This window comes from Polynucleobacter parvulilacunae (assembly GCF_018881715.1).
Classification (GTDB): domain Bacteria; phylum Pseudomonadota; class Gammaproteobacteria; order Burkholderiales; family Burkholderiaceae; genus Polynucleobacter; species Polynucleobacter parvulilacunae.
The window spans coordinates 797,868-820,090 of the sequence record NZ_JACVPW010000001.1; the positions used below are offsets into that span (position 1 = coordinate 797,868).

Annotated in this window: 20 protein-coding genes; 18 read left to right on the forward strand and 2 right to left on the reverse strand. The window is 39.4% G+C overall.

The window, feature by feature from the left end:
- Positions 1–28: 28 nt before the first annotated feature.
- Positions 29–2,137: a hypothetical protein gene (locus ICN18_RS04245; RefSeq protein WP_216189225.1), complete on the reverse strand. Its 2,109-nt coding sequence runs from the start codon at positions 2,135–2,137 to the stop codon at positions 29–31.
- Positions 2,138–2,356: 219 nt separating this feature from the next.
- Here ICN18_RS04245 and ICN18_RS04250 point away from each other — a divergent pair, with 219 nt between their 5' ends.
- Positions 2,357–2,911: an HPP family protein gene (locus ICN18_RS04250; protein WP_216189226.1), complete on the forward strand. Its 555-nt coding sequence runs from the start codon at positions 2,357–2,359 to the stop codon at positions 2,909–2,911.
- Between the two features lie 41 nt (positions 2,912–2,952).
- On the opposite strand, the gene ICN18_RS04255 is transcribed toward ICN18_RS04250, so the two are convergent.
- Positions 2,953–3,099 (reverse strand): hypothetical protein, encoded by a 147-nt coding sequence (locus tag ICN18_RS04255; protein ID WP_216189227.1) that lies wholly within the window; start codon positions 3,097–3,099, stop codon positions 2,953–2,955.
- Between the two features lie 150 nt (positions 3,100–3,249).
- Here ICN18_RS04255 and ICN18_RS04260 point away from each other — a divergent pair, with 150 nt between their 5' ends.
- The 17 genes from ICN18_RS04260 (at position 3,250) to ICN18_RS04340 (ending at position 22,178) form a co-directional block, all read left to right on the forward strand.
- Positions 3,250–4,725, forward strand: a complete 1,476-nt coding sequence (locus ICN18_RS04260; protein WP_216189228.1) for a mannose-1-phosphate guanylyltransferase/mannose-6-phosphate isomerase — start codon at positions 3,250–3,252, stop codon at positions 4,723–4,725.
- Between the two features lie 252 nt (positions 4,726–4,977).
- Positions 4,978–5,817: an ABC transporter permease gene (locus ICN18_RS04265; RefSeq protein WP_216189229.1), complete on the forward strand. Its 840-nt coding sequence runs from the start codon at positions 4,978–4,980 to the stop codon at positions 5,815–5,817.
- Complete coding sequence (locus tag ICN18_RS04270; RefSeq protein WP_216189230.1) at positions 5,807–7,168, forward strand: ABC transporter ATP-binding protein; 1,362 nt, start codon at positions 5,807–5,809, stop codon at positions 7,166–7,168. The genes ICN18_RS04265 and ICN18_RS04270 overlap by 11 nt, the downstream gene beginning before the upstream one ends.
- A gap of 12 nt (positions 7,169–7,180) precedes the next feature.
- Positions 7,181–10,957 (forward strand): glycosyltransferase, encoded by a 3,777-nt coding sequence (locus ICN18_RS04275; protein WP_216189231.1) that lies wholly within the window; start codon positions 7,181–7,183, stop codon positions 10,955–10,957.
- Positions 10,954–11,640, forward strand: a complete 687-nt coding sequence (locus ICN18_RS04280) for an NAD-dependent epimerase/dehydratase family protein (protein ID WP_216189232.1) — start codon at positions 10,954–10,956, stop codon at positions 11,638–11,640. The genes ICN18_RS04275 and ICN18_RS04280 overlap by 4 nt, the downstream gene beginning before the upstream one ends.
- Complete coding sequence (locus ICN18_RS04285) at positions 11,633–13,291, forward strand: hypothetical protein (protein ID WP_216189233.1); 1,659 nt, start codon at positions 11,633–11,635, stop codon at positions 13,289–13,291. The genes ICN18_RS04280 and ICN18_RS04285 overlap by 8 nt, the downstream gene beginning before the upstream one ends.
- Positions 13,291–14,259: an NAD-dependent epimerase/dehydratase family protein gene (locus tag ICN18_RS04290; protein WP_216189234.1), complete on the forward strand. Its 969-nt coding sequence runs from the start codon at positions 13,291–13,293 to the stop codon at positions 14,257–14,259. Before ICN18_RS04285 ends, ICN18_RS04290 begins: the two co-directional genes overlap by 1 nt.
- Complete coding sequence (locus ICN18_RS04295; protein WP_216189235.1) at positions 14,256–15,464, forward strand: glycosyltransferase family 2 protein; 1,209 nt, start codon at positions 14,256–14,258, stop codon at positions 15,462–15,464. The genes ICN18_RS04290 and ICN18_RS04295 overlap by 4 nt, the downstream gene beginning before the upstream one ends.
- 6 nt (positions 15,465–15,470) lie before the next feature.
- Entirely contained in the window at positions 15,471–16,193 is a 723-nt protein-coding gene (locus ICN18_RS04300; RefSeq protein ID WP_216189236.1) for a class I SAM-dependent methyltransferase, read from the forward strand.
- Positions 16,194–16,212: 19 nt separating this feature from the next.
- Complete coding sequence (locus tag ICN18_RS04305; RefSeq protein ID WP_216189237.1) at positions 16,213–17,241, forward strand: NAD-dependent epimerase/dehydratase family protein; 1,029 nt, start codon at positions 16,213–16,215, stop codon at positions 17,239–17,241.
- Between the two features lie 11 nt (positions 17,242–17,252).
- Positions 17,253–17,645: a GtrA family protein gene (locus tag ICN18_RS10510; protein WP_216189238.1), complete on the forward strand. Its 393-nt coding sequence runs from the start codon at positions 17,253–17,255 to the stop codon at positions 17,643–17,645.
- Positions 17,629–18,612, forward strand: coding sequence for a GHMP family kinase ATP-binding protein (locus ICN18_RS04315; protein ID WP_216189239.1), 984 nt, complete (start codon positions 17,629–17,631; stop codon positions 18,610–18,612). Before ICN18_RS10510 ends, ICN18_RS04315 begins: the two co-directional genes overlap by 17 nt.
- A complete protein-coding gene (locus ICN18_RS04320) occupies positions 18,612–19,310 on the forward strand; it encodes a nucleotidyltransferase family protein (protein ID WP_216189240.1) in 699 nt (232 codons plus the stop codon). The genes ICN18_RS04315 and ICN18_RS04320 overlap by 1 nt, the downstream gene beginning before the upstream one ends.
- A 2-nt stretch (positions 19,311–19,312) precedes the next feature.
- Complete coding sequence (locus ICN18_RS04325; RefSeq protein ID WP_216189241.1) at positions 19,313–19,912, forward strand: SIS domain-containing protein; 600 nt, start codon at positions 19,313–19,315, stop codon at positions 19,910–19,912.
- Positions 19,913–19,915: 3 nt separating this feature from the next.
- Positions 19,916–20,443 carry a D-glycero-alpha-D-manno-heptose-1,7-bisphosphate 7-phosphatase gene (locus ICN18_RS04330; protein WP_216189242.1) on the forward strand — a complete coding sequence of 176 codons (528 nt, stop codon included), beginning with the start codon at positions 19,916–19,918 and terminating at the stop codon, positions 20,441–20,443.
- A gap of 1 nt (position 20,444) precedes the next feature.
- The gene (locus ICN18_RS04335; protein ID WP_216189243.1) at positions 20,445–21,161 is read left to right on the forward strand and encodes a transaldolase; all 717 of its coding nucleotides are present in this window, start codon (positions 20,445–20,447) and stop codon (positions 21,159–21,161) included.
- A 108-nt stretch (positions 21,162–21,269) separates the two neighbouring features.
- Positions 21,270–22,178, forward strand: a complete 909-nt coding sequence (locus tag ICN18_RS04340; RefSeq protein WP_216189244.1) for a glycosyltransferase family 2 protein — start codon at positions 21,270–21,272, stop codon at positions 22,176–22,178.
- Positions 22,179–22,223: the final 45 nt, after the last annotated feature.

Sequence of the window (22,223 nt, forward strand, 5' to 3'; positions counted from 1 at the left end):
AGGTGGCTTTTTTATTACGCTGCTGGAGTTAATTACTGTATGAATATGCCGAGTAAATAACTGTGTCGGAGGGGTCTCTGCCCTGGACACCAATCCAGCTTCTGCCTCTGTATGTTCCGGAAGGTACAGTGCTTGCAGTTGGTGCACTTGGGAATACGCCAGATGTGTTGGTGATGGATGCTGTCACGCTGCCGATAGTTGCAGAAACAGGAAGGTTCTTATTTAGAGAAACTAGAGACTGAGTGCTTGATTGAAATTGAATATAGGCAGACTTGGCGGGTAGGGCAAATGCAGAACGTTTCCAGCCAATATTAATCGTAGCGCCACCCGGGAACGGATTGGCAGCTGTCGAATACATTTGATCTAGGGTTGCTTGATCAAGCTCTAGCCATTGGTATTTAGCTAATTCAGCGGTAGTTGGTGGACGACCTTTTAGACGCTCAACAACATAAGTGGTATTTCCAGTGGTGCCGTCATAGATTTTAAAAACATAAGGAGTAAATGGGGTAATGGCGCCTATGACAGCATCTACTGAGGCACGGCCGCTTGCAGTGTAATTTGCTATTGCTGCAATACTGCCGCCTTGACTGTTTGCGCGAATGCTTGGATCAAACGCAACATCCAAGGATTTATTTGGATCAATGGCTACACCATTCAGTTTGTACACGCTAGTGCAGCCTGCGCCACTCATATTGGTTGTTATGTCAACAGCCAAAACCAACTGAGTATTACAGCTTGAATTACTGGTATTGCGCTTATAAAAAAGTCCAGCTACCGGTAAGCCTGGGCCTGTGACATTGACATAGGAGCATGCGCTACCTGTGCACGATGTTCCGGGGTTGGAGGCATTGCCGCCAGATGAGGCAAAGATAGTTGAAGATAAGTTATTAACCGTTAAGTCAATAAATGGAGAGATGGCTGAAAAGTAAGCGCTTGGAATGGAGTATGAGGAATTTACCTCTATTTGTCTCATGGCCATGCCGGTGATGCCGACGTTAAAACTTCTCTGGTTGCCAGTTAACTGCCAAGTTCCGTTGGGGCTCTCGCTTGATGTATTGCCTGATACCGTGACTTTTGAGATTACGGTAAGCAAAGAAAAGTACACTCCATCAGCTCTCAAACCAGAAATTTTTACTAATGCTCTAGTAGGTGTGAAAAAGCGAATAATCTCGGGTTTCTTAAATGTTGCGCCATCATAGGTTGTGTTCATCCAACCCGAGAGATCTTGCACTAACGTTTTTGCATTATTTAGGTAGTCAGGCGCTGCAATTCCAGTGGTGCACAAAGCATTGCTAGCTCTGCCTGAGGCATAAGGAATCGCAAAGCATTTATTAAGTGCGTCTTGTAGGTAGTTGGCTACAGTAAAGTCTCTCACAACAAGCGAGCTTGGTAACGCAGATAGTGAGCTTGTGTTGCTAGCAATCAATAAAGCATTGCTGCTATTCGGTGTGCTTGGGCTTGGTGCTGTAGAGGTTGGGGCCATATCATCGATGGTTGCACCATCTTTGGCAAACAAGATGGCGCCTGTACCAGGTTGCACCCCAAAGGTTAGATTATCTAAAAGTCTGTCAAATCCAGTACCGTTAGCGGTGGCAGTATCAGTCATTGGATTGAAGTTTGATTTTGCTCCGGAAGCACTTGCAAGTCCTCCAAGAGCAGTATTTAGTAATGCTGTGGCATTACTAATGCTTGTTGCGGTTACAGAGCCCAAGTTTGAACTTAGCGCAGCAGGATCGCTGCCTGATGAAAGTAGTGTTGCAATAGCATTAGTAAGTGGGTTGATATTCGCAGTGCTTGAGGATCCCGCTGCTGGTGCATCCGAAACGATAGATGCTTGAGTAGTTTGTGCGTCTCCAACGGCTCCGGTTGCTACGATTACAAATGGAGCGGTTAGGCCAGTAACATCTATTGAATAAGTTCCATCTTCATTTGCAGTAGTGTTAGCAGTTTTGCCATTCTTATCGGTTAATAGAATTAGTGCGCCCGATAGCGGGGCCCCTGTTGCCGCAACGCCAGAAACGCTGCTTGATCCAGGAGTGGATGAGCTAGAACTGCTACCCCCACCCCCTCCGCACGCTGTTAATGTCAAAATGATTATGCAAGCCAAAGCGATGCCCAATTGACGCAAAGAGTTCATAAATCCCCCGATATTTAACTGCTTATATTAATTAGATTGATCCTGAACTTTATATTGAAAATAAGTTTCAAATTCATGACTTATCTAGGAGTTACCCTTAATTTGGTAAGCTATCCTTATTGATGCGTTGCAAAATCATAATTAAAGAGCAATCAGGGGTAAGCGCTATTTTGAATAAGATAGACCGAGATAAGGCTACCCATCACTAATGAGCCAATCATGAGTCAATCACTTAAGCAATTTCTCCTGCAAATAACTAAACGCTATAGCTTTTACTTTGGCGGAGACCAACCGGCGGTGGCTTGGAATGAGCGATTGCGCTCAGTATTTGGTGCTTTTATTGGGCTTATGTTAGTAATCACTTCCGCTAAGTACCTTGGGGAGCTTAGTGGCATAGATGAATGGCTTATGGCTTCCTTGGGGGCAAGTGCTTTATTGGTATTTGCTCTTCCACAGAGCCCTATGGCTCAGCCTTGGGCTGTGATTGCCGGAAATACCCTCTCAGCCCTTATTGGAATCAGCTGCTTTCATCTCATTGGTGAGCCATTATTGGCGCTACCGGCTGCCGCTGCTATATCCATCATGGGCATGTTTATCCTCCGCTGTCTGCATCCACCCGCAGCCGCAGTGGCATTGATAGCGGTTTTAGGCCATATTGCCCATTACCGCTATGCCATTTTTCCAGTCATGGTCGACTCAGTCTTATTGGTGCTGGCTGGGGCGGTTTACAGCAATCTGACTGGCAAGCGCTACCCTAATAGGCCAGGAAAATAAAAAAAGGGGCAAAGCCCCTTTGCTTGCAAAATATCGCAGGTTTATTTGATGCGTCCAGCTGCAATCGAGGCTTTGCAGTCTTTAATTGCATAGTTTTGGTATTTACCTGCATTTTCCTTGCGGATAGATTGACCGCATTCGGTTAACGAGTTGCGAAGGTTGATCTTAGGGATATTGCTTGTTGTCATGCTGACTCCTTATTTATAGTTTTAAATGCCGGCGCGTAATAGCATTTCCTATTGTGCGCCCTGATCATTTTATTAAATAATTGGGGCTGTGAAGCAAGCTAAAGCCTATAAAATAAGACCAATTAAGATAAAAAGGCTTTCGATAGACAAATGGCGTTAGTTATCCCAGTCATCCTTTGTGGGGGGTCCGGCACCAGACTTTGGCCTTTGTCTCGTTCTGGCTTCCCGAAGCAATTCTTGGTGTTATCGGGGGATGGTTCATCCCAGAGTCTTTTTCAGCAAGCAGTGGGGAGAATTAACTCCATAGCTAGCCCTGATATTCAGTTTGGCAATACATTGGTAGTAAGCAATGAAGATCATCGATTTTTGGTGTTGGATCAATTGCGTGAGCTGCCATCGATTAATGCAACATTGCTACTAGAGCCTGTCGGAAGAAATACGGCACCCGCTTTGACTATGGCGGCGCTTTGCGCACAGCAATTGGCTAACAAGCAAGACCCTATTTTGGTCATTACGCCTGCAGATCAAACCATTCAAAATCAAGGAGCTTTTACTAAGGCCTTACAAGATTGCATTCAGTCTGTAGAGGACGCGACGAACTCAATTGCTATTTTAGGTATTACGCCAACCGCACCAGAAACTGGTTATGGCTATATTCAGCGCACAGATAACAAAGATGTAAATAATGCTTATGAGGTCAAGCGGTTCGTGGAGAAGCCGGACAGTAAGACTGCACAGAGCTACCTAGTTGAAGGCTCATACCTCTGGAATAGCGGTATGTTTGTTATGAAGGCTAGCACTTGGTTATCTAGCTTAAAAGAATTCCGTCCTGATATTTATGAGGCTACGCAAAAAGCCTGGAAGAATAAAACTGAGGATGTATCAGGTGGCGTGGGCTTTATTCGTCCTGGTAAAGAAGAATTTAAAAACATCCCAAGTGAGTCTATCGACTATGCCGTCATTGAAAAGTGCCCAGGATCTCACTTTCCAATCAAAATGGTTGAGTTAAATGCGGGCTGGAGTGATCTGGGCGCATGGGATGCGGTTTGGCAAGTAGGTAAGCAGGATGAAAATGGCAATGTAACCACCGGTGATACTTTGCTTACGAATTCTAAAAACTCCTTAGTGCATGCTAGTAGTCGTTTAGTGAGCGTCGTTGGGATTGAAAATCTAGTAATTGTCGAAACGGCGGATGCAGTACTTATTGCCGATCGAAAAAATAGTCAAGATGTCAAAAGTATTGTGACTCAACTGGAAGCGCAAGGGCGCGAAGAAAAGAATCTTCATCGCAAGGTAGCGAGACCATGGGGTTGGTATGACAGTGTTGATGAAGGTGAGCGTTTTAAGGTTAAACGTATACAGGTCAAGCCTGGAGCAAGTCTCTCATTGCAAATGCATCATCATCGCGCAGAACATTGGGTGGTAGTGAAAGGGGTTGCTGAGATTACTAATGGCGACCAAGTGATTATCCTAAAAGAGAATCAAAGTACTTTTATTCCACAAGGGCAAACCCATCGCTTAGCCAATCCCGGTAGTGAGCCGCTCGAGATCATTGAGGTGCAATCCGGTAGTTATCTAGGCGAAGATGACATTGTGCGTTTTGAAGATACCTATGGACGAGATTAGTGGCTCCCTTTTCGCTTAATGGTCAGTGAGTTTTTGGGACTTGGATATAGGTCTTTAGTGGACTCTTAGGGGATTGCCCTGGCTGATATTTAATATCTGAGTATTAATATCGAAGAAATGATTCGAATTTTGCTTGGTTATCTAGCTATAACCTTTATAATCATGTGAATGATCATCCATCACTATTATTAAGTAAATGCGTTTTGATAAGTTGCTTGCCCCTTCGTAATTAGCCGTTTTTATAAGAGTTGTATGAATTTTCAAAACCCCCACCGCCCTCAGCCGGCTTCCTTCAGATCTTTGATTAAAAGTATATTGATTCATCGTCATTTAATCATTCAAATGATTAAGCGCGAAGTTGTTGGTCGATACAAGGGGTCTATTTTTGGCTTGGCTTGGTCATTTTTAAATCCTATTTTGATGTTGGCTATTTACACCTTTGTTTTTTCGGTCGTTTTCAAAGCTCGCTGGGGAGAGGGTGGCGTTGAAAGTAAAGCCCAGTTTGCGCTTTTAGTTTTTGTCGGGATGATAGTTTTAGGCTTATTTACTGAGGCAGTTAATCGTTCGCCAAGTGTAATTTTGGGTAATGCTAATTATGTAAAAAAAGTTGTGTTCCCATTGGAAATTCTGCCTATTATCAGTTTGGGTGCTGCACTTTTTCATGCGGCAATCAGTTTTTTGGTTTTGTCAGTTGCTTTGGTGGCAATTAACCATCAGTTTCACTGGACCATAATTTTTGCTCCTTTAGTGTTCGCCCCCCTTGTGTTCTTTACTCTGGGGGTGACTTGGATGCTTGCATCACTTGGTGTGTTTATGCGTGACGTAGGGCAAACCATCGGAATTTTGACAACAATCCTGATGTTTATGTCACCGGTATTTTATCCAGTGAGTGCATTGCCCACACGGTTTCAAAGCGTGATGCTACTAAATCCCCTTACTTTTATTATTGAACAGTTAAGAGCGGTTGCGATTGCGGGAGTATCACCCAATTGGTCGGGATTGGCTATTTATTCAGCCGTAGCTTTATTGGTAATGTGGCTAGGATACGCATGGTTTCAGAAAACGAGGAAAGGTTTTGCAGATGTCCTCTAATGAAATCGCAATCAAAGTCGAGGGTCTTGGTAAGCGTTACGAGATCTATGATCAACCAGGCGATCGACTCAAGCAGTTTTTATTTCCGCGTTTAAGAAGTTTATTCCGCTTATCACCCAAGCAATACTTCAGAGAGTTCTGGGCTTTAAGAGACATTTCTTTTGAGGTTAAAAGGGGTGAGACGGTTGGAATTATTGGTAGAAATGGTTCTGGCAAGTCAACTCTATTACAAATTATCTGTGGCACTCTAACCCCAACAACTGGTAGTGTTGAAACGAATGGCCGTATTGCGGCTCTGCTTGAATTGGGTTCTGGATTTAATCCTGAATTTACTGGCAGAGAAAACGTTTATCTCAATGCTTCCGTTCTTGGACTTACTAAAGAACAGGCTGATGCACGCTTTGATGACATCGTAGCCTTCGCAGATATTGGTGATTTTATAAATCAGCCAACCAAAACTTATTCAAGCGGCATGATGGTGCGCCTGGCATTTGCGGTGATTGCCCATGTGGATGCAGATATTTTGGTGATTGATGAAGCGTTAGCAGTGGGGGATGTTTTCTTTACACAAAAGTGCATGCGTTTTTTGCGTAACTTTATGAAAACAGGAACCATCTTATTTGTTAGTCACGATACCGCTTCTATAAGAAGTTTGTGTGAAACGGCAGTTTGGCTTGAAAAAGGTGTTGTGCAGGATAAGGGGCTTTCAAAAAATATTTCTGAGAAATACCTTGAGGCTTTTTACGAGGCGCAACAGGGCAAAGGAACTACAACTCGAGTTAAGATTCAAGATTCTAATGCTCCATCTACTCCTACCCGTGATCCAAGGCTAGATTTATTGAATGGTAGTAACTTGAGAAATGATATTCAACTCGTGGAGTTAGATCTTGATGGGCCGTCATTTGGACTTGGTGGCGCACAAATTAGCGCTGTTAAGTTAATGGATGTTGCCGGTAATCCATTGTCTTGGATATTAGGTGGAGAGCAAGTCACTCTTTGCATTGAAGCAATTGCTATCTTTGATTTAGAGTCCCCTATCGTTGGGTTTTTTATTAAGGACCGTCTAGGCCAATGTCTCTTTGGGGACAATACCTACTTGAGTTACATGGATAGTCCAGTGGTATTCCCGGCGGGCGAAATAATTGAAGCGAAATTTACATTTGATATGCCAAGGCTATCCCCTGGAAATTATTCAATTACTGTTGCCATTGCCAGCGGCACTCAGGAAGAGCACATTCAGCACCATTGGATTCATGATGCAGTTAGTTTTAAATCTGAGGTCTCTTCAACTGTCGCGGGAATACTAGGCATTCCAATGGGGAAAATTAATCTGAGTCTGAAGACTCAATAAAATAAAAACTATATGCAAAGTATGAATGAAGATTTTTATAAATCATTATTAACAGCGCCTGAATTTGTTACTAACTACACAAAGAATGAAAGCGCCTGGATTGGACATATACCTTTCGGCGCATGGCTTGTTAAGCAGCTTAAACCAAGAAATTTTGTAGAATTGGGCACTCATTATGGGCACTCTTACTTTGCAATCTGTCAGGCTATTCAGGAGGCAGGTCTAAACACAGAGTGCTTTGCAATTGATTTGTGGGAGGGTGATGAGCATGCTCGCAGGTATGGAAATGATGTTTTTCAGACGGTGGAAAACTACAATTCTGAGCATTACCAGTCGTTTTCAACTTTATTAAAAATGACATTTGATGACGCCCTTTCTCATTTTGATGAAGGCTCAATCGATTTTCTGCATATTGATGGATTGCATACATATGAAGCTGTTAAGCATGACTATGAGACTTGGCTACCAAAATTAGCGCCTGGCGCAGTTATTATCTTTCACGATACAAGCGTAAAAGAGAATAACTTTGGCGTGTATAAGTTATGGGACGAGTTAATTCAAAAATATCCTTACCACTTAAACTTTAGCCATTCACATGGATTAGGGATTATCCAAATTAATCATGTTGGTAAGGCTAAATCATTAGATTGGTTAAGTGCTGATGATGGCGTCAAAAAGTTGATTAATAACTACTTTTCGTATGTTGGTCAGCAGGAAAAAGCAAGGCATGAGTTATTAAGGGTTCAAGATATCCATGTAGAGCAAATAAATGGATATCTTAGAGAGATGGATGCTCTGAACAGCACAGTTGATAGGCAAAAAAAAGAAATAATAGCGCTGTCAGAAGTGGCTCACGAACGATATGGTCACATAATGGGTCTTTATGGCTCAAGAAGTTGGAGACTAACAAGACCTTTGCGGCTAATGGGGCGAATTGCTCGTCGGATTAAGCGTATCTTCAAGGGCGCCGTCAAGTCATATATGGTGGGTACGTCAGACCCCTTGGCAATAATTAACGATCGAATCTCTTATCAAAGGTCTGAGATTTTGAATCGGTTTCGGATTGAACCTGCCAAGCTAGAAAAAGAGAAGTTTAGTGGGAATATTAAATTTTCGGTTTTAGTGCCAGTATTTAAAGCCCCAATATTGGTTTTGGAAAAATGTATTGAGTCTGTTATCAATCAGGCATACCAAAACTGGGAGCTCATTATTGTTGATGATTGTTCTAGTTCAAAGAAGATAACAAGCTTATTGAGTAAATATCAGCTTTGCGACCAGAGAATTAAAGTTATCGAGTTAAAGAAAAATATAGGAATTTCGGGTACAACGAATATTGCTTTAAACAAAGCTAGCGGAGATTTTATAGCTTTACTGGATAACGATGACCTCCTTACATATGATGCATTAGCATGCATGCATGAAGCTATCATAGAAAATTCAAGTGCAGAAATTTTTTATTCAGATGAGTGCAAGATTGATTCCGAGGATTTTCCTGTAGAAATTTTTTGTAAGCCTGACTGGAGTCCGGTGTTAATGCATAACTGCATGTACATAGGCCATCTGGGTATTTACAAGTCCGACTTAGCAAAAAAGGTGGGGGGCTTTAGATCGGAATTTGATTTCTCTCAAGATTATGATTTCGCCTTACGCTGTTCTGAAGTTGCTTCTGGCGTGGCCCATGTTGAAAAAGTTTTATACGGATGGCGCATGCTTTCTACGTCTGCAGCTGCTGGAGGAAAGCCGGGAGCTCGTGCATCTAATGTAGCGGCGTTACAGGATGCGGCTAATCGAAGGGGTTATGATGCTGAAGCTATCGCATTGCCAACAGCAAATCGAATTAAAAAGATTGATAGGGAAAGCTTGGGTTTGGTCTCGATCATTATCCCATCAGATAATGAAGAAAATATCCGCAATACCATTCAGTCGATATTGATCAATTCTGAATATAAAAACACAGAAATAATCGTCGTCACTAACTCAAGAATCATTGATAAATTTGCTGACGATTTGGTCAAACAAGGGGTCAGATTTATAAAGTACGACAAGCCTTATAACTTTTCAGATAAATGTAATGTTGGTGCAGCAGCTGCTACAGGTAAATCGTTAATATTTTTCAACGATGATGTAAGAATCATTTCTACAGATTGGATTGAGTCAATCTTGGAGTATTTAGCTATTGAGGGTGTTGGTATTGTTGGACCTAAACTTTTGTATGAGAATGGAACAATTCAACATGCGGGTATGGTTACCGGGGTAAGGAGATTGGTTGGTACTGCGTTCCATTGTTTGGATGATGAAACAGGTGCTCACTATAATTTTGCTCAGTCTGCTCGAGAAGTTTCAATCATTTGCGGGGCTTGCTTGGCAATCAAAAAAAGTAACTTTGATTTAGTTGGCGGCTTTAATGCAATAGATTTTCCTATTAATCACTCCGATATAGATCTCTGCTTTAAGTTAAGAGATGTAGGCTTAAGTTGTGTGTATACACCGCACGCCAAATTAACTCATATTGGACATCTATCTCTTTCCGAGTTCGATCAGATAAATAAGAAAAAAGAATTTAAAAAAGATAAGGCAGATATTTTGCTTTTAAAAAAATGGCCAGAATACATTTCTCGTGATCCATTTTTCCCAAAGAGTATGCGTGAATTGCTTTATCGTGATTCCCAGGAGGGTTATGAAATCCATATGGGGTTATCGAATGATAATTGTTTAGATAAAAAATATGACATTCTACTAGTCACTCATGACCTAAGTAATTCTGGCGCACCTAAAGTTGTTTTAGATATCGCAAGAGTGCTAATTGAGTGTGGATATTTTGTTGTCGTAACCTCACCATTAGATGGTCCATTGAGATCGGAATTCCATAATTTAGGAATCAACGTAATCATAGATCAGCTATGCTTGAGTGAATCTCATAACTTTTATGATTTTGCAAAAAATTTCGATTTAATTCTCTTTAACACTATTAATTGTTGGAAGCCGCTCATTCAATTGAGTAAGGTTGTAAATTGCATTTGGTATATTCATGAAACAGAGCATTGCCAATACATTCTTAACAGTGATGCCAGGGTGAGTAAGTTGATTTCCGATCTTCCAAGCATTTGGTCTGGAAGTGAGCTGTCTGCAAAATATTTATCGCCTTTAAATTCACGTGTCCGGATAATGAATTATGGCGTCGATGCAGTTAGACCCACTCTAAAGACTGATGCTGTTGGTGGCGATATAAAAATCATTAGAGTATTTGGCTCTTATGAAAAAAGGAAGGGTCAGTACGAGCTTTTGCTTGCATTGGCGAAACTTTCACCAGAGCTTTTAAATGGTATTCGGTTTGAATTTTATGGGCGAGTTCTTGACACAAGTTATTACGAGAAATCAAAGGAAGTGGCAAAAAATCTCAACTTTGTCGCTTTGTTTGAAGATATTGATTATGAGCAATACCTTGAAAAGTTGAGTACTTCACAGATGGTTATCGTCCCGTCTAGAGACGATACGCTACCCCTAGTTTCATTGCAGGCATTGGCTTTTAATATTCCCCTCTTGTGTACTTCAACAACCGGAACTAGCAAATATCTCGAGGACGGTATTAACGGATTTATATTCGAATCCTTAGAACCCGAACTAATGGCGATGAAGATTGAGCAAGTACTTAAAGTCAATGATTCATATCCATCAGTAGGTTTAAAGGGCGGTGAAGTTTACTCTAAGAATTTTTCAATGAATCAATTTAAAAATATTATTAGCCAAGAAGTCGATGCCGAGTTGAGAAGAATTGGGGTTTCAAATTGATAATAGGCAGTGGGTTCCTTGCTCAAAACTTTAAGTCATATAAGGATGACGAATCAATTCTAATTTTTGCATCTGGAGTTTCCAATTCAAAAGAAACTAATTTTGCAGCGTTTGAAAGGGAAAAAGAGCTTCTTAAAGAGTCAATAGAGACTCACAAAAATAAAAAGCTCATTTACTTTGGTACGTGCAGTGTTTCCGATCCAAGCGAAGTAAATTCTTTGTATGTAAAGCATAAGCTTGAAATGGAGAAATTAATATCAAAATCAGGATGTGAATACCTAGCCTTTAGGTTGCCACAATTAGTAGGTAAAAATTCGAATCCGCATACTCTGACAAATTACATTTATTCCTGCATAAATAAAAATATTTGCTTTGATTTATGGGGCCGATCCGAAAGAAATATCTTAGATATTGATACCGTTAAATGTATTGTTGATTACTGCATAAATAAAAATATTTATAAAAATAGCGCCATCAATATAGCCTGCCCTTTTAATACTAGAACCATTGAAATAGTAAGAATTTTTGAGAAAATCCTAGGTAAGTCTGCCAATTACAATCTTATTGATAGAGGCGATTCGTATGGGATTGATATTTCAAATATAAGCCATGTTATGAAAATTTTGAACATGGAATTTCATGACAGCTATCTTGAAAGTGTATTAAAAAAATATTATGAATAGTAGAGCATTTTTTTTATCAAAAAGTGAATTAATATTTTTTGCATTTTCTCTAATATTTGCTTTCTATCAAATTAACTCCCCGATGGCTCTTTTGCCAATAGCAGGGCATGATGATGGCCTTTTTATAAGGCTGGGTAAAAATATTTATGATGGAAATTGGCTGGGTGATTTTAATCACTACACCCTAATGAAGGGAGTTGCACTCCCAATTGTTTTATCTGCTTTAGCAACAATAAAAATTTCAATAGCTTGGTTCTATGTGTTGTTAATAATATTTTCATGTAACTATCTGCGCTCAACATTTAATAGAATTACGAACAGTAACTTTATTGGATTATTTGCATCAATAATAATTATGTTTTACCCTGGATTTGATTACTCTAGAGTTCTTAGGGAGCCTCTTCTTTTGTGGTTAGTAGTTGTAGCTATAATTATTTCTATTAACTTTTATAGTCAATTAGCCGATGGTAAATTTAACCAGGCATATTATTTTTCCATAGCTTTTATTCTTGGAATATGTAATATTACTCGCGAAGAGGGGATTACTATACTGGCCCCAATGTTATTTTTTATAGTATTTTCATTATTTATAAAGAAAATAATGAAAAGTATTTATTTGCTAATTTTCATTGCCCTATTTACATTTGTTTTTTATTTACCTAAGGCCATAATATCCTATATTAATTATAGTAATTATGGTACTTATATAGATAACGATTTTACAGAAAAAAATTACACAAAATCCCTTTCCCTTTTGCAGTCTATTCAAGGGGGGATTAAAAATGAGCATATACCAGTGCCGAGGGATGTCCGACTTAAGCTTTACAAGTTAAGTCCAAAATTTGCGGAGTTATATCCTTTTCTTGATACGGAGAATGCTCCTTTGTCTGGTTGGATGGGGCCTGCTTGCGATAGGTATAAAACTGTATGTGGAGACTATGGTGGGAGTTGGTTTTTTTGGGCATACAGGGATGCAGTTTTTTTAGCCGGTCATTATGCTAATCCGCGAGACTCTATTAATTTTTATAAAGAATTAAACAAAGAGTTAAGTGAGCTGTGCTCGAATGGATCCTTATCTTGTACCCATAAGCTATTACCGATACCTGAATTAACAACCAATCAGATCTTAAACCTGCCGCTAGATTTCTGGACGGCATTAAAAATCATAACCCTACAGAATCCTCAGGGGCTGCATGCGATGCCCAGTATGGGCTCTAATGATGAGCTAAAAAATGCTGCAAACTTTTTAGGGCTCAATGACTACGTGCCACCAAAGGGAAGTTCAAGTTACATCCAGAACATTCAATTAGATGCTGATTATAAATTTAAGTACCATAAAATAATTATTCCATTTAAAAAATTTATTTACTCTTTTTATTCTGTATTGTCTCCAATGCTATTGGCATTTGGCTTGTTGGCAACAATATTTTTATTAATTAATAGAAATGTCTCGGCCATATATTTGTTTATGATCGGGTCAATTTGGATAGTTTCCTTTATTAGGATAATTTTAATTAGTGTTGCAAGTGAAGTGGGTTTTGCGGACATAAGTCCAGCATATTTAGGGTATTGCGGCTATTTGATCTTCATTGCCTCAATGCTTTCTATCTATTTTTTTGTGTATACAAAATATCTTAATGGGAAAAATTAATGAAAGTATTTATATCGGGCGGCGCGGGTTTTATTGGCTCCCATTTCGCAAAAAAATGTATCGATCTTGAATCCTTTTCTGAGGTAAAAATTTACGATAATTTTTCATCAGGCACTTTAGATCATTTGGCTGAAATTAACAGTCCAAAGCTGAAAATTGTTGATGGAGATATTAAGCACCTAGGTCTTTTGACGCATGCGATGCAAGGTGCGGATTTAGTGGTTCATTTTGCGGCAAATCCTGATATTGCTAAAGCAGTTCGTCAGCCGGATATTGATTTTTGGGAAGGAACTTACCTAACTCAGAATGTTTTAGAGGCCATGAGAGTGAATGGCGTGCCCGAAATGCTTTATACCTCTGGGAGTGGAGTTTACGGGGAAAATCCCAATGTTGAATTTGAGGAATCCTATGGCCCATGTTTCCCTATTTCAACCTATGGAGCCAGCAAGCTTGCTTGCGAAGTTTTAATTTCATCCTATTGTCATATGTTTGGCATTAGGGCTAGAGCGTTTAGATTTGCAAATGTTGTAGGGCCAAAACAAACCCATGGAGTTGGTTATGATTTTATTAGGCGGTTAAGGGAGAATGCAGACTCCCTTAGGATTCTTGGTGATGGTACGCAATCAAAATCTTATATCCATGTCGAAGATGTGCTCAATGCAATATTTCTCGTCTACAGTAGCATGGCAATTGATAAGTCAAAAGTATTTGATGTGTTTAACGTAGCTACAGACGATTACATATCGGTTACTGACATCGGAAAAATAGCATGCGAGGTTCTGGGTGTAAATTCCTCAACAGTAAATTTTGAATATACCGGCGGGGATCGTGGTTGGAAAGGAGATGTTCCTAAGGTTTTATTTGATGTTAAAAAGATTAAATCTTTAGGATGGAATTCAAATAGGAATTCTGCTGGAGCAATAAGGGACTCTATTGAGTCAATGAATAGAGAATTGGATCTTAAATGAGTAAATTGTTTGGAGTTACCCCAGAAAAAATTGAGTTATTCCTACCTGATGATAAATCTCGAGAGGTCGACTCTCCCGAGATCAGCATTGTGATACCCGCCCTCAATGAGGAAATCACTATTTCTGAATTTGTCAATTGGTGTTGGGAGGGTTTAAGTGCGGCAGGAGTATCTGGAGAAATCATAATTGTTGATAGCTCAAATGATAAAACACCATCCATTGCGCTGGCAGGCGGCGCGAGGGTTTTGAGAACCCCCAAAAAAGGGCTTGGCCAAGCATACTTAGACGCGATCCCGTTTATTCGCGGAAATTTCATAATCATGGGAGATTGTGACTTAACTTATGATTTTCGAAAGGTCAAAGATTTTATCGAGAGTTCTAGGCGTGGCAATGAGTATGTTATGGGGTCAAGGTTTAAGGGGGTAATTGAAGATGGTGCGATGCCAGCCTTGCACAGGTATTTTGGAACCCCATTGACAACTTGGATGCTTAATAAAATTTATCGTACCAACTATAGCGATATTCATTGTGGGATGAGAGGCCTCACAAAGAATGCATTTCAGCGAATTCAATTAACATCCACCGGTTGGGAATATGCGTCTGAAATGGTGCTTAAGGCCGCAAGGATTGGGCTAAAAATTGATGAAGTCCCTGTAACCTTCTATAAAGATAGGGAGGGCAGGTTTAGCCACCACCGTCGAGCAGGATTTTGGTCGCCATGGTTGGCTGGTTGGATTAATCTGAAGGTAATGCTGGTATATAGCCCCGATTCTTTTTTACTTAAACCTGGTGTATTGTTTTTTCTGCTTGGATTGATTGTGGTAATAATCTCAACATCTGGCACGTTTTCAGTTGGTGCAATTGGATTTGGTACTAATACATTGTTATTGGGAGTTACATTGATGATATTGGGCTATTCTTTATTTCAAGTCGGCATACTTGCTCGTAATATTCATGGGCTAAGATTGGGTATCGAGCAATCTATAAATAGACTTCTAACCTATAATTTTGGAATGTGTACATCCGCTTTTCTGCTTGCCTGTGGTTTTATTTTAGGCTTTTCATTTTTATGGGATTTCATATCGAATGGTTATAAAGTGTCAGCATTTACACCTCTTCCTATAATGGGTCTGGGTTTAATCATTCTTAGTATGCAAACATTTACATTCACTTTGTTGCTCGAATTAAAGCGCAGATTAAAATAATTTTTTATGAATAAGGAAAGTATGTCTAATAAATGGCCTAAAACTCCACCTCAGTTGACAGAAAAGCAAAAAGAAATTGGTGATGATTGGTTAAAGTATTGGTTAAGTTTAATGCCGGGAAAGTATGGCGCCTATGCTAAATTTAATCATGAGTATGTTATTAAAAATGCGCCGGCAGAATTTGAAAGTACTCTAGAAATTGGTTGTGGCGATGGCGAGCATCTAAATTTTGAGAAGTTGAATGAGGCTCAGGAAAAAAAGTATGTTGCGATAGATATAAGACAAAATATTGTTGATGCATTTAAAAGGAAGCACAGCAAAATTCAATGTTATGTATCTGATTGCCAAGCTAGGCAAAATTTTGAAAATAATAGTTTTGATAGAATTTTGGCGATACACGTTTTAGAGCATCTGCCAAATTTACCTGCAGCCGTGGATGAGCTCTACAGATTATGCAATAAGGAGAGAGGTGTTCTTTCAATAGTTCTCCCATGCGAGGGTAGTCTTGCGTATACTTTCGCAAGAAAAATTTCAGCAGAAAGAATGTTTAAAAAGCGCTACAAAATGCCTTATGACTGGTATATGAAAAGCGAGCATATTAATACTATTGATGAGGTATTAGAAGAACTTTCTAGGAAATTCATAATTCAAAAAAGCACATTTTTCCCATTAAAAATTAAAATTCGAGAAGTAAATTTAGCAATTGGCTATACGCTTACTCCCATATAAATTGATGGATGGATATTAGGTGTCAAAAAAAATATTAATAACTGGCGTGGCAGGATTTTATGGAAAAATTTTACATAAACATCTAGTTGGTGAGGGTAATGATTGCTATGGTGTAGATATTTGCAGTCCCGATGATGCATATCCTTATGGGAAATTTCAGAATATTAATCTGGCTTTAAGTAATCCAAGTGAGATATTTCCAGAGGTGCATTTTGACGTAATTATTCATCTTGCAACTATGATTGATTTTGCCGTTGATTCTCAACAAGATCTATATTTAAACAATATTGAGTCGACTAAAAATATTATTCAGCTTGCTAAAGATCGAGGATGTGGCAAAATTATATTCACATCCTCCAATTCAATCTTTCTTGGTAGTAAAAGAAGTTATATTGATGATAAGGCATCTCCGATGCCTATTGATCAGTATGGTGCATCTAAACTTGAATGCGAAAAGTTACTAGAAAATTCCTCGAATGAAATTAGCATCGGTATCATACGCTGCCCAATAATTATCGATTCGGGGCGATTGGGGATGCTATCCATTCTATTTGATTTGCTTGATTCAAATTCTACTATTTGGATCTTGGGCGATGGCAATGTAAAGCATCAATGTATATATGCTCAAGATCTAAATACCGCAATTTCATCCTTAATTAAAAAAAATGGTTTTAATATTTATAACATTGGATGCGACAACATCTTTACATTCAAAGAGCTGTTCAAAAAGCTGATCTTAGTTACTGGTAGCGAGTCCAAAATCAGAAGTATTCCCACCTCTTTGGCAATTTCTTTGCTTAAAATCTTCCACTCTTTAAAATTTTCTCCTATTGGACCTTATCAGTTCAGAATGCTTACAAGTGATTTTGTGTTTGAGAATTCTAAAATTAAACATGAATTAGGATGGGAGCCGACAAAAAATAATTTTGAAGTAATTAAGATGGCTTATGATTTTTACTTGAAAAATAAAAACACAACAGGATCAAGTGCAAACTCTAGCTCCGTTAAGATGGGGGTTTTAAATTTATTAAAGTTAATAAAATTTTGAAAAATTTTGATTTGAGACTACTTGTAAGATATGCCATTACTGGATTCATAACATTATTTATTTATACGACTACACTATACTTTTTTTATACTTATCAAAATTTCTCTTATTCGTGGTCAATTGTTTTTTCTTATTTTCTTGCAATTTTTTTTCATTTTCTTGGAAATAGATTTTTCTCATTTAGAGCAACAAATGGATTTATATTAATTCAATTTTTTAGATATATTATTGTTACATTGGCAAATTTTCTAATTCAATACATGGTATCCACCTATTTGGAAAATATTAAGCTATTTAATCCATTTATTAATGCCTACATAGGTATCTTCATGACAATAATAAGTGGATTTATTTTTTCTAATTTTTGGATTTTTAAGAGGAGCGAGCGTGATAATTGCACGTAGTCCATTACGTATTACTCTTGGTGGTGGAGGTACAGATCTTCCTTCGTACTATCGTGGGCATGAAGGCTTTCTGATTGCTGCGGCTATTGATAAGTATGTATATGTAACGATCAATAGACCATTCGTCGAGGGAATCTTTTTGAAATATTCCGCGCTAGAAAATGTGAATTTAGTGAGCGAGGTTCAGCATAAGATTATTCGCGAAGCCTTGAGCATGCAAGATCTTAAAACTCCTCAGATCGAAATTACTACTTTAGCTGATATACCTGCTGGCACTGGGTTGGGTTCTTCCGGTAGCTTTACAACTGCATTATTAAAGTGCTTGTATGCGCATCGAAAGCGTCATTTACATCAAGAAGAATTGGCGGAGTTGGCTTGTCATATTGAGATTGATCGCCTAGGTGAGCCTATTGGTAAGCAAGATCAATACGCTGCTGCCTTTGGGGGAATCACTTGCTTCGACTTTCATCGCGACGATAAAGTAACTGCAAAACCTCTGGATATCAGCATTGATACGATGTTTGATTTAGAGGATAACCTCCTATTGTTTTTCACGGGCTTCTCTAGAAGTGCGAGCGGCATTCTGAAAGACCAAAAAGTAAAGTCTGAGCAAAATAATTCTGAGATGATTGCAAACCTGGACTATGTCAAGGATTTAGGTTTCCGTAGTAAAGAAGCCTTGGAGGCTGGAAATACCGGTCTTTTTGGTGAGTTGATGCATGAGCATTGGGAGCACAAAAAACGTCGGTCTGGTGGAATGAGTAATCCGCAAATAGATGAATGGTATGAGTTGGGCATGAAGAATGGGGCGGTTGGCGGCAAGCTGGTTGGTGCTGGCGGAGGTGGGTTCCTAATGTTCATGGCTAAGGATCGTAACAAGTTACGGCATGCAATGACTGCAGCGGGCTTGGAAGAGGTGCGTTTCAAGTTTGATTTTGAGGGCACAAAAGTAGTTCTCTCCTCCTAATGCTTAGCGTTGCAATTCTTGCAGGCGGTTTGGCTACCCGTCTTCGTCCAATCACCGAAACTATCCCAAAGGCTCTCATTGAAATTGCTGGAGAGCCTTTCATAAATCATCAACTCAGATGCTTAAAAAAACAGGGCATTTCATCTGTAGTTTTATGTATTGGGTATTTAGGTGAAATGATCAAATCAGTTGTAGGCGATGGATCTCAATTTGGGCTTCAGGTGCACTACTCCTTTGACGGACCAAAACTTCTTGGAACTGGCGGAGCCATAAAAGCAGCATTGCCTATGTTGGGGGCTGATTTTTACATTTTCTATGGCGATTCATATTTACCAATTGAGTTTGAGCCTGTCGAAAAAGCCTATTTCTCGAGTAATAAATTGGGATTAATGACTGTATTGAGAAACAATAATCAGTGGGATAAAAGCAATGTAATTTATGAAAATAGCCAATTGGTTGAGTACAACAAAGAGCATGTAAAGCCTAATATGAGCTATATTGATTATGGTTTAGGGATTTTAAGGGCGGATGTCTTTGGCGCCTACCCGGAGGGCGAATCCTTCGACCTTTCCAAGGTTTATAATGATCTTTCGCTTAAAAACCAGTTATTTGGGTTTGAGGTGCAAGATCGTTTTTATGAAATTGGTTCCCATCAGGGAATTGTTGAGACAGAAGAATATTTAAAGTTTAAGGAATAGGTATGAGTTACGCCCAGCAGCATTTAAATGAATCAATCGAAATCATCCAAAAGATTGATGTTGCATCAATTGAAAAGATGGCTGATTTATTGGCTACCGTTAAAAAAGATGGCGGACGTATTTTTTTCTTGGGCGTCGGTGGCAGCGCAGGAAACTGCTCGCATGCTGTGAATGACTTCCGCAAAATTGTAGGCATTGAGTCTTATGCCCCTACAGATAATGTGTCCGAATTAACTGCCCGCACTAATGACGAGGGTTGGCCAACAATTTTTGTTGAATGGTTGAAGATATCTAAATTGTCTCCTAAAGATATGATTTTTATTTTCTCTGTTGGTGGCGGTAATTTGCAGAAAAATATTAGCCCTAATTTGGTTGAGGCGTTGAAGTTAGCTAAATCTATTGGTTCAAAAGTGGTCGGTGTTGTAGGCCGTGATGGCGGATATACCGCTCAAGTTGCCGATGCTTGCGTAATTATTCCTACAGTAAATTCTGAAAATATCACCCCTCACTCTGAAGCATTTCAGGGTGTTGTGTGGCACCTGCTAGTGTCCCATCCTAAGTTAAAAGCAAACCAGACTAAATGGGAATCTGCTGTTAAGTAAGCTATGAGGCGGGCTGTATTTTTAGATCGGGATGGCGTAATTAATCGTGCGATTGTGCGCAATGGTAAGCCATTCCCACCATCGGGTATGGATGAATTGGAAATATTGCCTGGCGTAGAGGATTCCCTTGAAAAGCTGCACGCTGCTGGCTACTTATTAATTGTTGTCACCAATCAACCTGATGTTGCTCGTGGAATAACTAGCCAAGAGGCGGTAGAGCAAATTAATAGTTTTCTAGAAGCTCGGCTGCCAATCGATGAGTTTAGAACTTGCTATCACGATAGTGCTGATGGCTGCACCTGTCGCAAGCCCTTGCCTGGATCATTGCTTGACGCGGCGAAAGAGCATGAGATTGATCTCTCAAGGAGTTTTATGGTGGGGGATCGATGGCGTGATATTGAGGCTGGAAGCTCTGCGGGTTGTAAAACATTTTTTATTAATTACAAATATAACGAGCAGCAACCAGAAATGCCTGACTTTATCGTCTCATCATTGTTAGAGGCAAAAAAAATTATCCTTGGAGAGTTTTAATATGAAAAAAGTAGAAGATTTAAAAGTAAAGATTTTTGCTGATGGTGCTGATAAGGCTGGGATGTTAGAGATGTACGCAAAGCCATTTATTAAAGGCCTAACAACCAACCCAACTTTGATTAAAAAAGCGGGTATTACGGATTATCGTGCTTTTTGCAAAGATATCCTTACGAACATTAACGATAAGCCACTTTCATTTGAAGTCTTTTCGGATGATCTTGCTGAAATGGAGCGCCAGGCATTAGAGATTGCAAGTTGGGGTGATAACGTCTATGTCAAGATTCCAGTTACCAATACAAAGCAACAGACTTGCTATGACTTGGTAAAAAGATTAGCCGCACAAAAAGTTAAATTAAATGTCACCGCTTTAATGACATTGGATCAAGTTAAGAATGTCGTTGCATCACTTGACCCTAATGTTCCTAGTTATGTTTCTGTATTTGCTGGTCGAGTAGCTGACACAGGATTCGATCCAGTTCCTATGATGGCTGAGTCTGTGAAGATTCTCAAAGCTGCTCCAGCATCTGAACTGATTTGGGCAAGTCCAAGAGAATTGCTTAATATTTTCCAAGCGGATGATGTTGGCTGTCATGTTATTACTGTGACAAACGATATTCTTAAAAAATTATCATTGGTTGGATATGACCTTGATGAGTATTCTTTAGATACAGTAAAAATGTTCTATAAGGATGCTGTTGATGCTGGGTTTAAGCTTTAATTATTTAGCAGTAGGTCTAAATAAAGGGGCTTATGCCCCTTTATTTTTATAATCTTTATTTAAGGGTTATATTGACTACAAGCAGTCAAATACTTTGGATTTAAATTAATGACAGACGTAATAGCAATCATCATCACCTATAACCCCGAGCACACTCAGCTAGAGCGCTTGCTTGAAACGGCTTTGCCGCAGGTCGATAAGATTTTGATTGTAGATAATGGATCCCATCCCGATTCAGTAGATTGGATTCATTCATATATTACCGGCAGATCTATCGAATTTCATCTGTTGGGCGAGAATCGTGGGATAGCCACTGCACAAAATGTTGGTATTGCCTTGGCTAAGGAGCGGGGTGCTAATCATATTTTAATTTTTGATCATGACAGTTTACCTGCTCCAAATATGGTGGGTCTTTTACTCGCAGCCTTAAAACTTAAGGAATCCTTGGGGGTTAAAGTTGGCGCAGTGGGGCCAAATTTTGATGACTCTCGCTTTAAAGGTCGGGTCTATCCCTTTGTGGAGTCTAAAGGGATGCGATTAATAATTCAGCCGGTAGATGGGGTCGAAAATATCATCCCCGTTAGCTGGTTAATCGCCTCTGGTTCTTTAATTCCCATCAAGGTCCTTGATGAGGTTGGGTATATGGCTGATGAATTGTTTATAGACTATGTAGATATTGAGTGGGGATTACGCGCCCATCAAAAAGGCTATCAACTATTTGGAGTCTGCGATGCTCGCATGGAGCACAATTTAGGTGAAAATCCAACAATAATCTTTGGAAGAGTTTTTTGTTTTCATAGCCCAATTCGACATTACTATCAGTTTCGTAATCCCATCTGGCTTTATCTAAATTCAACTTATAGCTTAAGTTGGAAGATCGGTGATTTTTTTAGACTACTCTCACGATTCATTTTTTATGCTATTTTTGTTAAGCCCCATATTGAGCATATTGGAATGATGATTAAGGGTATGTATGATGGCATCCTAGGGCATATGGGTAAGATAGATAATTTTTAATTACACCCCCTGGGGTGACCAAGGGTATGTTTTAACTTAATACAT